The organism is Noviluteimonas gilva (assembly GCF_009740395.1).
GTDB lineage: Bacteria > Pseudomonadota > Gammaproteobacteria > Xanthomonadales > Xanthomonadaceae > Noviluteimonas > Noviluteimonas gilva.
On the sequence record NZ_WOXT01000002.1, the window covers coordinates 464,701 to 478,181 of the forward strand.

A 13,481-nucleotide genomic window follows, 5' to 3' on the forward strand; every position below is an offset into this window, starting at 1 on the left:
ATCGAACTCCCACAGGAAACGCCCGTCATGCCCTGGCTCCGCTGGTTGCTCGCCGCTTTCGCCATAGCCTCCCCGGTGATTTTCCTCGCGCACATGCTGCGCGATCGCCCGCTGCATTACGCCATCAGCGAGGCGCTGGTCTGGGGCGGGATCACTGCGTGGGTCTACGTGGTCGGCCGCATCTACAACGCGCGCCGCGGACGGAAGTGCGCGCTGTGCGAGGAGCCTTCGCGCGGCGGGGAGTAGGATCGCGGCGCCCACGAGGAGGAGCGCCATGGCCACCCGCAAGCGTACGACCCGGACTGTTGCTTCGCGCAAGCATGAAGTGCGCGCCGAATTGACCAACGTGGAGTTGGTGAAAGCGAAATCGGCGCTGCGGCTGGAGGTCTTCGTGCGCCGCGAGAAACTCGGCGAACTCGAAGTCGGCCGCGGTTCGATCTACTGGCGCGGCGCGAACCGACACTTGCGCAAGCGCATCGATTGGACGCGGTTCGCGGAGATGATGGATGGGCTTGCGTATGGCGGGCGGTGAGCGATCCTGGCGCGTTCACCTTACGATTTGAACTCAACCGCGCATTGACGTAGCGTGCCCTTCGGGCGTAGGGGACGTCCGTTGGGGAAATGCGTGGAAGATCCAGCTGATCTGAAGTTCTCGGTGCGGCCCGATGTGAGGCCGCAGCGCAAGTCATCGAGTCGATCGACTTTCCATTGGTGGTTGCTGTTGGCGCTTGGCGCACTTGTCTTCCTGCTCGTACGCGGGATGCTCGCGCGCGGCGCGGAGACGGCAGGGCATTCGGAGGACGCGTCGCTGGTGACGCAGCTTGCGCCCTCCAGCGAGGCGCTCGTCGACGAGATTCGCGTTGATCCAACACCGACGGTCTACAAGTGCGTCGGAAAGGGCGGCGCCGTTTCCTTCCAGAGTTTTCCTTGCGCCGCGGACGAGTCGACGCGCGCTGCATACGACGCACAGCCCGATACGCAACGCGACATCGAGATCGCCCAGGCGAAGCGGGACGTTGCGGTGCGGCGAGCCAAGGTGATGTCGCGTATCGCGGGTACGGACAGGCCGACCTACACCGTCGCGTCTTCGTCGAACTTCGATGCAGACCGTGCACGATGCGAAGCTGCGAAGGCGCATCGGGAAGACACGTTGCGCAGGGTCGGGCTCCGGCGGACCTACGACCTACTGCAGCGGCTCGACGAGATGGTGCGCGAGGCCTGCAAGGGCCAGTAACGCACGCGTTATCCCGTCACATTCCTGGCCCGTTCGGGCAAATCTCCTACCCAGTCAACTTTGTTCGACCTGCACCCGCTTGCCCCAAAGGACGAATGACGTGGGCGCGTTTGGCGCGCACCTTCCCGTCACACCTGATGGAAGGCAATCGCCATGCAAGATTTCGATACCCGCCCCGATTTCGTCTGCGCCAGCGACAACGCGCTCAAGAGCCTGCGGGCGGTGTTCCTGCTCACGGGGCGCTCGGCCGACGAGGCTCTGCACGCGGCGGCGTCGGTGGTCGCGACGCTGCTCGATCACGGTGGCGCTGGTTGGATCGAGCGCTTGATCGAATCGCAGACCTCGACGCAATTGCGCGAGATGGCGCGATTCGCGGCGCGCGACCTGGAGGCGCGCGAAGTGGATGCACGCACGCGCGCGCAGACCTTGCTGGTGTGCCTGGCGCGGCAGGCGCTGGCGGCGGACGTGTTCGACGCCGTCGCCGCGCGGGCGAATTGAGGCGCGTTGTCGTGTGTGCCGTCGATGCGGTCGATGTCGCGCAGGTGTGTTGGGCGTTGCGCCGGGGACACTCAGCGCGCGTGGGGCGCGTGGTGCTGCGGCCCGACCTCCTGCGCGACATCATTTGGCTGCGCGACCCGGCGGGCGAAGTGGAGATCGCCGCGACCGCGATCGATGAAGCCGGGTGCCTGGCGGCGTTGCAGGGCGCGGTGCGGTATTGCGTCGACGGGCCCTGCGGGGAAGGCGAGTCGTTGCGGCCTTCCGTGCGATTCCGTTAACGCGCCGCGCGTTCGCGCCATTCGGTGCGCACGTAACGCATGTTGCGGCGTTCGACCCAACCGTCCTTCGTTTTCTCGCGCGTCACGACGCGATAGCCGTCCTTCCCATCGGGCCGGTAGCTGCTTTCGAGTTCGATGACGCTGCCGTCGGGGGAGACGTGCCGCTCGGGGATCGTCGCGCCATCGGCGGTCTGCACGAAGTACCCCTCGCTCACCGCGCCGGTGCTGGTGAAGTAGTGGTAACGCACGCGCTTGTTCGCATCGTCCCAGCTGAAGACCGTCTGTCCTTCGTAAACCGGGTCGGAGCCTTCCACGACGTGCCAGTTGCCGACCAGCTTGCCGCCGTACAGCGATTCGAAACACTGCACGTCGGCCTGCTTGCCGTCTGGGAAGTCCGCGCGCCAGCAATGGCCGACGAGGAAGGCGATGGGTTCGAAATGCGGGTCGAGCGTCGCTTCGGACGCACGCGCGCCGAAAACGGTGAGCGCGGCGGTCAGCAACAGGGCGGTGCGCATGGCGGTCGGCTCCCGGCGTTCGGATGACGGGAGCTTACGCCTGGCGGCCGCTCACTTCAGGGAGTGCAGCCCGATCATGTTGCCCTCGGTGTCCAGCCCCAGTGCGATGAAGCCGTACTCGCCGATGGAGAACTTCTCCTTGTGGATCCGGCCGCCCTGTTCGGTCAGGCGCCTGGCTTCCACGGCGCAGTCCTCGCACATGAAGTAGACGATCGTGCCCATGCCGCCGGACGGGGCGCCGGCCATGTAGACGAGGGCGCCGGCCGCGCCTTGGCCTTCGGGTTCCATCGGAAATGCCCACATCTGCACTTCGTCGCCGGTGCCCAGGTGTTCGAGCGTGGTCTGGAAGACGCCTTCGTAGAAGGCTTTGGCGCGTGGAAGATCCTGCACGTAGATTTCGAACCAGCCGACCGGATTGGCCATGGCGTTGCCTTTGGATTGGGGGAAGGAAGTCAGTCGAAGATTTCGCTCAGCCAGCTCTTCTTGTGCTTGTAGTAGGGCTTGCCGTGATGTTGGTGATGCTGCTGGTGTTGCTGGGGATGCGGCGAATACGCCGGCTGCGCGGCCTGGGGTTGCGGCGCGGGTGCGGCGGCGCTTCCGGCACGTTCGAGGAGCTTGTCGAGCTCGCCGCGATCCAGCCACACGCCGCGGCACGTCGGGCAGTAGTCGATTTCGATGCCCTGGCGATCGGTCATCAGGAGGGTGGCGTCGGGGCAATGGGGACAGCGCATGCGGAACACCTGTTTCGGGGGAGCACCGACGTTAGCCGGTTCGCGGCCGGAAGTTGTCAGGGTTTTGGAAAGGCTCGCGTAGGATGTATGCGGGGATTGGTGCAGGAATATTCGGATGCGGACGTTCGGAATCTGGTTGGCGGGCTTGATGGCCCTGGGGACCTTCGTTGGCGGCGCGCGCGCGGAGGCGGCGACGTCCATTGCGGCCCGCGAGCAGGTCGAGGCGGCCGCGGCGACGGCGTATCGCGACGCGCTCGCGCGTTTCGATGCCGCGCAGGCCGCCGCGCCCGACGATGTCGCGCTCGCGATCGAGCGATGCACTTTCAGCGACGGGTACACCGACGTGGAGTACGGCACGTACGTCGAGTCGGCACAGGCGGATGCCGCTGCTTGCCAGGCGCAGCTCGACAAGCGTTTCCCCAACGCGCCGGAAGTCGTGTTGTTCAAGCTCGATCGCGTGTATGGCGAGAAAGACGCCGTGCAGGGCATGGAGCGATGGCTCCCCGCGTCGGAGCAATGGCCGCCCAAGTTGCGCGCGCGCCTGTACGCGAACCTTGCGAACCTGGATGCCGACAAGGCGGACGACTACGCATTGAAGGCCCTGCGCCTCGACGAGGACGCCGCCATCGTCCCGACGCGCCTGGCACGGGCGTGGCTGCACGCCGGCCAGCCGGACAAGGCCGCCGCGGCGATCGAGGAGATGAAAGACGCCGACTTCGAGCCCTATCGCGAATTGCGCTTCGACATCGCCCTGGCGCGCAAGGACTGGCCCGCGGCGGTCGCGACGCTCGACGTCAGCGATACTTCGCAGCTCTATCCGAACCTCAAGCGTTTCGGCCAACTCGCCGTCGCGGCCCCTTCGACCTTGCTGTCGGGCCAGATGCCGGTGTTGTTGTTCGCCGTGATCGCGATGGGCCTGGGCCTGGCCGCGCTGCCGCTGTTGCTGCTCGTTCCCGTGCATTACCGCGGCGTCGCGCGTCGCCTGCAACACCGGATATCGCAGGCGCCGCTCCCGCGCGTCACGCTGTGGCACGCGTGGTACGGCGCGGCGATCGCGCTCGCGGTGCCCACGGTGCTGATGGTCTTCGTCGCGCCGCAAATGCTCGACGGCGGCGGCGCGCGCATGGGGCCGGCCTTGTTGACGCTGATGCTGTGGACGATGTGCGTGTCGCTGCTGTTGATGCTGCCGGTGCTCGGCGTGTTCGGACGACGCGGCTTGCTCGGCGATCGCGCCATGTGGCGCGCGACATGGAAGCGGATCCTCGCGTACTGGGCCGTGCTGCTCGTGATCGTGTTCGCGCTCAACGCGCTGTTTGCGGTGACCGGCGTGGACACTTCGACCGAGCAGACGAAGATGGTCGCCGCGCTCGCCGAACAGGCGAAGGGCACCTCCGGCGTGATGCTGACGCTGTGCATCGTTGCGTTGCTCGGACCGATCTTCGAGGAGCTGGTGTTTCGCGGCCTATTGCTCAATGGCATGGCGCGGCACCTGGACTTCCGCTGGGCGAATGGCATCCAGGCGTTCCTGTTTGCTTGCATGCACACCGATCCGCCGCGCTTCGTGTTTTATTTCGCGATGGGGTTGTTCGGCGGTTGGCTCGTGCGCCGCACCGGATCGATCGCTCCGGCGATCGCGCTGCATGCGATCAACAATGCATGGGCGATCGGGTTGCTGATCGCGGTGACCTGACGTCAGCCGGCGCTCGCGTTGAAGATCATGCGCGTGCCGGCATCGTCTCCGAGCACCGGTTGCAGGCGGATCTCGACGCGTTCGCCGTCGCGTTCCCAATGCAGGCTTACGGCATCGCGGCGGGTATCGTCGGCCACCACGCGGTAACCGCGTTGCGCCATCGCACCGCGATAGAACGCCGCGGTGGCATGCATCGCATCGGGCACGTACCAACTGCTGCCGAAGGTGTGCGTGGTCAATCGGCGACTGGACGCGGGCACGGGAAAGTCGGCTTGTGCGCGCACCGCGGTGCGGTGCGGCACGACGGTGGCGCCAACCGAAAACGACTGCGCAATTGCGGGCGCGCAGACGGCGCTCGCGATCAACACTCCGACGATACAACGACGAACGAACATGCGACGCTCCATGACGGCGTGCAGGATCGTGATTTGCGACGTCGATGCGTGCGGCCCAGGTCACAGTCCGCCGAATGTCATGCCGTCGCTGCGGGTGAATGATTCAGCGCCGGCACACGTTGCGTCCACGTGACGGCACGGCGCCTGTGACGCGCGGTGGCGGATGGCTGTAGAGCTTGATCCGACGCACGTTGGCCTGGCGAAGACACGCGGCGGGCGAGGATCGCCGCATGCGCCGGTTCGTGCAGTCGTTTTCCGAAGAGAGTCTCCCGCGCGGCGTGCCTGCCGCGCTGGTCGCAGCGCTTGCCGCGTGCCCGGATCGCTTCAACATCGCGGTGCGCAAACCCGCAGCGGTGATCCTTGATCGCGGTGAGGGCCTCGTCGTCGAAGATTTCGACTGGGGCCTGATCCCGAGTTGGTCGAAGTTGCCCGAGACGAAATACACGACGGTGACCGCGCGCCTGGACCGCGCACCGCGCAGCCGGATCTTCAAGCGCCCGTGGGAGCAGCGACGCTGCGTCGTGCCCTTGAATGGCTATTACAAGTGGGATCGCAGCGTTTCGCCGCCGCAGCCGTACTTCATCCAGTCGCAGGCGGGGCAGGTGTTGTTCGCGGCAGGCTTGTGGGATCACTGGCACCGCGAGGAGCCGCACGTGTTTTCGTTCTCGGTACTGACCGCGGGCAATGCGGCGATTCCGGCGCCGTTGGTGCCGGATGGGCCGGTGTTCGTGGAATCGGCGAAGATCGCCGACTGGATCGAAGGGCCGTGGTTCCCGCAACGTTTCCTTGCGCGCATGCCGCAGCCTGCGCTCGAGGCGTATCCGGTGTCGCGCCGCATCCGCTCACGCGACGAAGACGACTACACCCTCCTGGATCCCGTGGATCCGCAGGAGGATGCAGTCGCCACCGTGGGCTTCGGCGATGTCGCCGACGATGAAGACGACGCGTGAGCGTCAGTACTGCTGCAGGCCCAGCACCGACTGCAACACGCTGGTCAGGATGACCGCGATGTTGTCATTACCGTCGTTGCTGTCGTACATGTCGCGATCGCCGTAGTAGGTGCCGTAGCGATAGTCGTTGCCGTACGAATCCTGATAACCGCGACGGAAGCCTTCTCGGAAGTAGTAGTTGTACTCGCTGCGGTCGACGTAATAGCCGTTGTAGCCGTAGCTCGCATCCTGGTAGGCGTAGTTGTTGCGCCAGTCGCTGCGCCAGTTGTCGCGGCGGTCGGCGATGCCGGCGCGCACGCCCATTTCATAGCCCTGGCGGACGGCCTGTCGCAGCATGTCGGCCTGGTAACGGTTGGCGTCGTAGTAGCGGCCATCGCGGGCGTAGCGATACGACACCGGCGCGTAGAAGTACGGATCGCGCGAATAGCTCGGCGCCGACCAACGCTGCTGCTGCGCGAGCTGCTGCTGCCAGTACCAGCGCTGGTACGCGTACTGCTGCGCACGACGCTGCGCCTGCAGCGCCGCGATGCGGTTCTGCTCGGCGACGCGGCGCGAGGCCATGTAGTTGCGATAGTCCAGTTCACGCTGGCGCTGCAGCTGGATCATGCGCTGGCGCTGGGCTTCGGTGACGCGGCGCTGTTGATCGGCCGCGCGATGCGCCTGTCGGCGATCGGCGTCGCGCTGGAGATCCGCACGACGCTGCGCGTCGCGACGGGCGTCGGCCTGGCGACGTTGCGCCTCGTTGCGGGCTTCGGCGTGGCGGCGTGCTTCGGCCTGGCGGCGCGCGTCGTTCTGACGGTGCGCATCGGCCTGGCGGCGCTCGGCATCGCGACGTACGTCGGCCTGGCGACGCTCCGCATCGCGATGCTGCGCCTGCTGGCGCTGCGCGGCTTCACGACGCTGCTGCGACTGCTGGCGTTCCTGCGCCTGGCGATGCTCCGCCTGTTCGCGCTGGCGTTCCATGCGGCGCTCCGACTGCTCGCGCTGCTGCGACTGGCGGCGCTCGTTGTCGGCGCGATGCTGCGCTTCCTGGTGCGGGCGCTGCGGGGCCTGCGCCTGCTTCTTCGCCGGCGCCTGCGCCTGCTTCTTCGCCTTCTCGTTGTCCTGTTGGTGTTTGTCGTTCTGGCGCGCCGACGCATCGGGCGCAACGAGGCCGCCGGCAAGGACGAGGCCGATGGCACCTGCGAGAATCGCACTGCGATGGAAACGCATGACGCACCTATGGGGTTGGTGGACCTGCGTGCAGTTAGCGGCCGTGGCACTGAATCGATTCTGAGAATTCGCGTGAAGCCCCTGACGCGTTCAGCCGTTGTAGAGTCGTGTCGACGTGACCTTCGCGTGAATCGAGGACCCCCTGCAGGATGGACCACGGCCTGACGCTCATCTCCACGCTCGCGACCGCCTTCGGCGCGGCGTTGATCCTCGGCTTCATCGCCGCGCGCCTGCGCTTGCCGGCGCTGGTGGGCTATCTGTTGGCGGGCGTCCTGATCGGGCCCTTCACGCCCGGGTTCGTCGCCGACACGGGCCTGGCCGCCGAACTCGCCGAGATCGGCGTGATGCTGCTGATGTTCGGCGTCGGCCTGCACTTCTCGCTGCAGGACCTGCTCGACGTGCGCAAGGTCGCGCTGCCCGGCGCGGTGCTGCAGATCGCGGCGGCGACGGGGCTCGGCGCGCTCGTCGCGCATTATCAGTTCGGCTGGACCTGGCCCGAGGCGATCGTGTTCGGCCTGGCCCTGTCGGTCGCCAGCACGGTCGTGTTGCTGCGCGCGCTCGAGGCGCGCGGCGTGCTGGATTCGATGAACGGCCGCATCGCGGTGGGCTGGCTCGTCGTCGAAGACCTGGCGATGGTGTTGGTCCTCGTGCTGCTGCCGCCGATCGCCGGCGCACTGGGCGGCACGGCGGCCGAGGGCGACGGCAACATCTGGCTCGCACTCGGTACGACCTTGTTGAAAGTCGGTGCGTTCCTCGTCGTGATGCTGGTCTTCGGCCGCAAGTTCCTGCCGCGCGTGTTGTGGTGGGTGGCGCAGACCGGATCGCGCGAATTGTTCACGCTGGCGGTGGTGGCGTGCGCGGTGGGCATCGCGTTCGGTGCGGCGGAACTGTTCGGCGTGTCCTTCGCGCTGGGCGCGTTCTTCGCGGGCATGGTGCTGCGCGAATCGGAGTTCTCCCACCGCGCGGCCGAGGAGTCGCTGCCGCTGCGCGATGCGTTCGCGGTGTTGTTCTTCGTCTCGGTCGGCATGTTGTTCGACCCGATGGTGGTCGTGCAGGAACCGCTACGCGTGGTGGAAGTCGTGGCGATCATCGTGATCGGCAAGACGATCGTCGCCGCCGCGCTGGTGTTGCTGCTGCGCTATCCGCTCAACACCGCACTGACGGTCTCCGCCAGCCTGGCGCAGATCGGCGAGTTCTCCTTCATCCTCGCGGGCCTCGGTGTCTCGCTCGGCCTGCTGCCCACGGAAGGCAACAGCCTGATCCTCGCCGGCGCGATCATTTCGATCGCACTCAATCCGCTGCTGTTCGCCGCGGTCGAACCCTTGCAGCGCTGGATCCGCGAACGCTCCGCGCTCGCGCGAAGCCTGGAACAACCGGCCGACCCGATGGCCGCGCTGCCGACGTCCACCGACGCGAAGTACCTCTCCGGCCACGCGGTCCTCGTCGGCTATGGCCGCGTGGGCAAGCGCATCGTGCAGCAGCTGACCGCCAACGACATTCCGGTCGTCGTCGCCGAGCAGAACCGCGAGCGCGTGGAGCAACTCCGGGAACAGGGTTACGCGGCGGTGTCGGGCGATGCCGCCGAAGCGACGACCCTGGTGCAGGCGCACATCACCGGTGCGCGCTGGTTGATCGTCGCCACGCCCGATACGTTCAGCGTGCGGCAGATGGCGGAAGTCGCGCGCACCCTCAATCCGAATATCGACATCATCGTGCGCAGCCATAACGAGGAAGAGGCGGGCCTGCTGGCGCGCGACCAGGCCGGCACGGTGTTCCTCGGCGAGGTCGAACTGGCGGATGGCATGAGCGATTACGTGATCGAGCGGGCGAAGGGCCAGGGCAGTACCTGAACCGCTCGCCGCACGGCATGACCGGAACGCACGCGGTCGGTCGTTGATCCACAGGTCCCGGTTTTCCTTCGTACCTTTCCCGCGCCCGCACATGACCATGCCCTACGACGATCTCCTCTCGCGCGCCCACGCGCACGCCCTCGACTATCTCAACGCCTTGCCCGAACGTCGCGTCGGTTCCACCGCCACGCGCGACGAACTGATGGCCGCTTTGCGCACGCCGCTCTCCGGCCCCGGCGAAGCCCCCGAAGCCGTCCTCGACCTCCTCGCATCGCAGGCCCCCCGCGGCGCGGTGGCCTGCAATTCGCCGCGGTATTTCGGCTTCGTGATCGGGGGCGCGACGCCGGTGTCGCTCGCGGCCGATTGGCTCGTCTCCACGTGGGACCAGAACGCGGGCATCTACGTGATCTCGCCGCTGGTGGCGGTCGTCGAAGAAGTCGCGGGCGATTGGTTGCTCGACTTGTTCGATCTGCCGCGCGATTCCGGCGTCGGTTTCGTCACCGGTTGCCAGATGGCGAACCTGACGTGCCTCGCGGCCGCACGCCACGGCGTGTTGCGGCGCGTGGGCTGGGATGTCGAGATAGATGGCTTGCAGGGCGCGCCGCGCATCAACGTCGTCGCGTCCGCCGAATCGCACATCACCATCGATGTCGCGCTGCGTTATCTCGGCCTGGGCACCAAGTGCATCCAGCGCGTCGAATCCGATGCACAGGGCCGCATGAAGCCCGACGCGTTGCGCGCCAAGCTCGCGACGCTCGAAGGCCCGACCATCGTTTGCGCGCAGGCCGGCAACGTGAACACCGGCGCGTTCGATCCCTTGCGTGAAATCGGCGAGGCCTGCAATGCGCATGGTGCGTGGTTGCACATCGATGGCGCGTTCGGTTTGTGGGCGCGCGCGAGCGCCAGTTCGGAGCGGCGCGCGTTGATCGATGGCGTCGAACTCGCCGATTCGTGGGCGACCGACGCGCACAAATGGCTCAACGTGCCCTACGACTGCGGCGTGGCGTTGGTGAAGTCGCGCGAAGACCATCGCGCGGCGATGACCACGGCGGCGGCGTATCTGATCCAGACGCAGGGCGTGGAGCGCGATGCCGTCGACTGGGTGCCGGATTTCTCGCGCCGTGCGCGCGGCGTACCGACTTACGCGAACCTGCGTGCGCTCGGCCGCGACGGCATCGCGGACCTCGTCGATGGCCTGTGCGCGCGGGCGCGGCAGATGGCGCAGGGCCTTGCGGCGGAGCAGGGCGTTGCGATCCTGGCCGACGTCGTCCTCAACCAGGTGCTGGTGCGCTTCGGCGACGACGACGAACTCACGCGTCGCGTCGTCACCGGCGTGCAGCAGGAAGGCACCTGCTGGTTGAGTGGGACCAATTGGCAGGGAAAGGCCGCCATGCGGATCTCGGTGTCCAACTGGGCCACGAGCGAAGAAGACGCCGCCCGCAGCGTCGCCGCCATCCTCGGGGTCTGGCGCCAGGTCAGGGGCTGAAAAAAATTTCGGGACGCGTGTCGATCCGCGTCCCGCCCGTTCGTCGAATGGGGTGAAACGGGCGCAATGCCCGCTTTCCTTCCCACCCCAAAGGAGTTCCACGATGCGTTTCTTTTCCACCGTCCGCGTGCAGGAAAACAATGGCCAGGTCCCGAGCGAGCGCCTGATGGCCGAGATGGGCAAGCTCATCGAGGAGTTCATGGCCAAGGGCGTGCTGCTCGACACCGCCGGCCTTCGTCCGACGTCCGAAGGCGTTCGCCTGCGCAACAACCACGGCAAGCTCAGCCGCACCGACGGCCCGTTCACCGAGTCGCGCGAAGTGATCGGCGGCTACGCCATCCTCAAGGCCGACTCGCTGGCCGAAGCCATCAAGCTGACCGAGCGCTTCCTCGAAGTGCACGGCGACGAATGGAACGTCGAGTGCGAGGTGCGCCAGATCGAAGACATGGACGCCGATTGCGGGAACAAGGCCGTCGCGGCTTAAAACTTCCCGCCGGCTTCAAAACTTGCCACTAAAAGTGATGCTGTAGATCGGGCCGATCGTCCGGTTGCGCATCTCGTGGAAATCGATGGGGCCCGTACGGCGGTCGACGTACACCGTGCGGTCCCACATCGACATCGCATCGCCCAGGTTGCTCGCCTGCAGGCGGATCGTCATGCCGAGGATGTTCTTGCGCTCGACGAACAGGTTGCCCCAGATCGGACCTTCCCACTGGCGGCCGACTTCGGTCAGGCGATAGTCGAGCTCGTAGTACGAATAGTCGATCGCGCCGCCCCAGGCCCAGTTGGTGTTGGGAATGTCGTGTCGCAGCGCGATGGAGGCCAGCTCGGCGAGGTTGTTGCTGATCGGACGGTCTTCGAACGTCAGCGGATCCTGCACGCTGCTGTGTTCCATCTGCCAGGTCACGTCGAACTTCGCGCCCTTCCAGCCGAGCGGATCCATGTTGATCGTGCCCTTCCACTCGAAGCCGTACACCGTCGCCTCTTCGAGGTTGCCGGGGCTTTCGCCATCCAGGCCGATGGGAATCGTGTCGACGATGTCGTCGATGCGCTGGCCGTAGGCGCGTAGCGTCGTGGTGCCCCACGCGCCGAGCTTGCGGTTGGCTTCGACCGACAACTCCCATGTCTGCGGCGGCACGAGATCCGGATTGCCGGCGTTGGCCTGGTCGTTGGTGAGGTTCACCGACGCGATGAAGTCGTAGAAGTTGAGCTGGCCCACGCGGCGTTCGAGCTTGAAGTTGTAGTCGGTGTTCTCCGACTGCTTCCACGCGAAGGAAACCAAACCCTTCGGCCGGCGGAACGTGCGCGTCAGGCCGCCTGCACCGACCTGTTCTAGGCGCGAGTACTCGCCGCCGAGGTTCACCTGCATCTGCAGCTCCGGCGTGAGTTCGCGGCCGTAGCTGGTCATCAGCTCATAGCGATCTTCCTGCACCGTGGCCGTGCCGTTGGGCAGCGGCACGAGCACGAAATCTTCGTCGCCGGTGGACAAGGCCAGCGTCGAAGCACTCTCGAGTTTGTTGAACGCGTATTCGCCCGACACCTGCAGGTCGCCGCCGAAACCTTTCCAGCGGTATTCGCTGCGCGCGATGCGCTCGGTCTCGTTGCCGATGCGGCGGAAGCGCGCGCCGTCGGTGGGCGTGACGTCGTCGAGATAATCGTCGAACACCGTGTCGACCAGCGGATCGTGCGTGTAGCGATCCAGGCCGATCAACTTCAGGCGCCCCGGGCCGAGCTTGAACTCGTAGTCGCCGCCCAGTTCCCAGTTGTAGCCGCCTTCGTCTTCGAGCACGGTGCGGAAGCGATCGGGCACGGTGGGATCGCCGACGCGGATGCCTTCTTCGACGTAATCGAAGATCAGGCGCTGATAACGACCGTTGAAGTTGCCCTTGCCACCGTTTTCGGTCGTCCAGGCCAGCTGCGTGCTGAGCGTGGGGGCGTCGCTTTCGCCGGTCCATTCGTCGTTGCGGTTTTCGCGCACGGTGCCGTCGGCGTTGTAGATCACCGTCGGCCCGCCCGCGCCGCTGTGGTTGGCGTTGTTGGTGAAGCCGACCGTCCAGTCCATGCGTCCGGCCGCGCCGCTGACCGAGACGTTGCCGCGCGTGATCTGCGGATTGGTGAAATCGCGGCGCACGTCGGGGCGCCATTCCCACTGGCCGCTGATGCCGGCGGCCTTGGTGACCACGTTGGCGACCTGGCCCGACAGGCCCGGGATGTCGAGCGTCGCGCCGTCGACGATCTCGATGCGCACGACATTGCCCGAAGGAATGCGGCCCAACTGGCTGAGCACGTCGTTCGATTTCGCCGAAATGCGCTGCCCGTTGATCAGCACGTTGCCGGTCGCCTGGCCCAGGCCGCGTTCGACCACCTGCGTGCGGATGACGAAGCCGGGCACCTGTTCCAGCATGTCCAGCGCGTTGTTGGGCGCGAAGCGGGTGAAGTCGTCGGGCGTGTAGGTGCGCGCGGGGTTTTCGACGGTGGCCTTCTCGGGCGGCGGCGCGGCGGCCTCCTGCGCGAGTGCGTTGGCGATGGACAGCGGCAACAGGGCCGCACTCAACACAGCGCCATGCAGGCGATTCGAACGACGCATCTGACAACCCCCGGAAGTTGCGAAAGAATGCAAAGCCCGAGGGCACGGCGCACCG

The 13,481-nt window shown here is 66.4% G+C and carries 16 protein-coding genes; 10 read left to right on the plus strand and 6 right to left on the minus strand.

All coding sequences use genetic code 11. From position 1 onward, the window contains the following. Window positions 1-27 precede the first annotated feature (27 nt). The 5 genes from GN331_RS09185 (at window position 28) to GN331_RS09205 (ending at window position 2,010) form a co-directional block, all read left to right on the plus strand. On the plus strand, window positions 28-246 hold the full coding sequence (locus GN331_RS09185) for a hypothetical protein (RefSeq protein ID WP_156641670.1): 219 nt from the start codon (window positions 28-30) through the stop codon (window positions 244-246). A 28-nt stretch (window positions 247-274) separates the two neighbouring features. Beyond that, window positions 275-532 carry a hypothetical protein gene (locus GN331_RS09190; RefSeq protein WP_156641671.1) on the plus strand — a complete coding sequence of 86 codons (258 nt, stop codon included), beginning with the start codon at window positions 275-277 and terminating at the stop codon, window positions 530-532. Window positions 533-625: 93 nt separating this feature from the next. Next, on the plus strand, window positions 626-1,234 hold the full coding sequence (locus GN331_RS09195; protein WP_156641672.1) for a hypothetical protein: 609 nt from the start codon (window positions 626-628) through the stop codon (window positions 1,232-1,234). Between the two features lie 153 nt (window positions 1,235-1,387). Then, the gene (locus GN331_RS09200; protein WP_156641673.1) at window positions 1,388-1,732 is read left to right on the plus strand and encodes a hypothetical protein; all 345 of its coding nucleotides are present in this window, start codon (window positions 1,388-1,390) and stop codon (window positions 1,730-1,732) included. An 11-nt stretch (window positions 1,733-1,743) separates the two neighbouring features. Then, window positions 1,744-2,010: a hypothetical protein gene (locus tag GN331_RS09205; RefSeq protein ID WP_156641674.1), complete on the plus strand. Its 267-nt coding sequence runs from the start codon at window positions 1,744-1,746 to the stop codon at window positions 2,008-2,010. Here the strand turns inward: GN331_RS09205 and GN331_RS09210 are convergent. Genes GN331_RS09210 through GN331_RS09220 form a run of 3 tightly spaced genes read right to left on the minus strand, consistent with a single transcriptional unit; the run spans window position 2,007 to window position 3,256 of the window. After that, on the minus strand, window positions 2,007-2,525 hold the full coding sequence (locus GN331_RS09210) for a hypothetical protein (protein ID WP_156641675.1): 519 nt from the start codon (window positions 2,523-2,525) through the stop codon (window positions 2,007-2,009). The genes GN331_RS09205 and GN331_RS09210 overlap by 4 nt on opposite strands. 51 nt (window positions 2,526-2,576) lie before the next feature. Next, on the minus strand, window positions 2,577-2,948 hold the full coding sequence (locus GN331_RS09215; RefSeq protein ID WP_156641676.1) for a VOC family protein: 372 nt from the start codon (window positions 2,946-2,948) through the stop codon (window positions 2,577-2,579). Between the two features lie 29 nt (window positions 2,949-2,977). Then, complete coding sequence (locus GN331_RS09220) at window positions 2,978-3,256, minus strand: TFIIB-type zinc ribbon-containing protein (RefSeq protein WP_156641677.1); 279 nt, start codon at window positions 3,254-3,256, stop codon at window positions 2,978-2,980. Between the two features lie 115 nt (window positions 3,257-3,371). On the opposite strand from GN331_RS09220, the gene GN331_RS09225 reads away from it, so the two are divergent. Then, window positions 3,372-4,946: a CPBP family glutamic-type intramembrane protease gene (locus tag GN331_RS09225; protein WP_156641678.1), complete on the plus strand. Its 1,575-nt coding sequence runs from the start codon at window positions 3,372-3,374 to the stop codon at window positions 4,944-4,946. A gap of 2 nt (window positions 4,947-4,948) precedes the next feature. On the opposite strand, the gene GN331_RS09230 is transcribed toward GN331_RS09225, so the two are convergent. After that, on the minus strand, window positions 4,949-5,341 hold the full coding sequence (locus tag GN331_RS09230; protein ID WP_156641679.1) for a hypothetical protein: 393 nt from the start codon (window positions 5,339-5,341) through the stop codon (window positions 4,949-4,951). 230 nt (window positions 5,342-5,571) lie between these two features. Here GN331_RS09230 and GN331_RS09235 point away from each other — a divergent pair, with 230 nt between their 5' ends. Next, window positions 5,572-6,291 carry an SOS response-associated peptidase gene (locus GN331_RS09235; RefSeq protein ID WP_156641680.1) on the plus strand — a complete coding sequence of 240 codons (720 nt, stop codon included), beginning with the start codon at window positions 5,572-5,574 and terminating at the stop codon, window positions 6,289-6,291. A gap of 3 nt (window positions 6,292-6,294) precedes the next feature. Here GN331_RS09235 and GN331_RS09240 read toward each other — a convergent pair whose 3' ends face one another. Continuing rightward, the gene (locus GN331_RS09240; RefSeq protein ID WP_156641681.1) at window positions 6,295-7,503 is read right to left on the minus strand and encodes a hypothetical protein; all 1,209 of its coding nucleotides are present in this window, start codon (window positions 7,501-7,503) and stop codon (window positions 6,295-6,297) included. A gap of 149 nt (window positions 7,504-7,652) precedes the next feature. Here GN331_RS09240 and GN331_RS09245 point away from each other — a divergent pair, with 149 nt between their 5' ends. The 3 genes from GN331_RS09245 to GN331_RS09255 all read left to right on the plus strand — a co-directional run bounded on the left by GN331_RS09245 (window position 7,653) and on the right by GN331_RS09255 (window position 11,323). Then, complete coding sequence (locus GN331_RS09245; protein ID WP_156641682.1) at window positions 7,653-9,353, plus strand: cation:proton antiporter domain-containing protein; 1,701 nt, start codon at window positions 7,653-7,655, stop codon at window positions 9,351-9,353. 91 nt (window positions 9,354-9,444) lie between these two features. Continuing rightward, complete coding sequence (locus GN331_RS09250) at window positions 9,445-10,839, plus strand: pyridoxal phosphate-dependent decarboxylase family protein (RefSeq protein WP_197427065.1); 1,395 nt, start codon at window positions 9,445-9,447, stop codon at window positions 10,837-10,839. 103 nt (window positions 10,840-10,942) lie between these two features. After that, on the plus strand, window positions 10,943-11,323 hold the full coding sequence (locus GN331_RS09255; RefSeq protein WP_156641683.1) for a YciI family protein: 381 nt from the start codon (window positions 10,943-10,945) through the stop codon (window positions 11,321-11,323). Between the two features lie 15 nt (window positions 11,324-11,338). Here GN331_RS09255 and GN331_RS09260 read toward each other — a convergent pair whose 3' ends face one another. Further along, on the minus strand, window positions 11,339-13,426 hold the full coding sequence (locus GN331_RS09260) for a TonB-dependent receptor plug domain-containing protein (protein WP_156641684.1): 2,088 nt from the start codon (window positions 13,424-13,426) through the stop codon (window positions 11,339-11,341). Window positions 13,427-13,481: the final 55 nt, after the last annotated feature.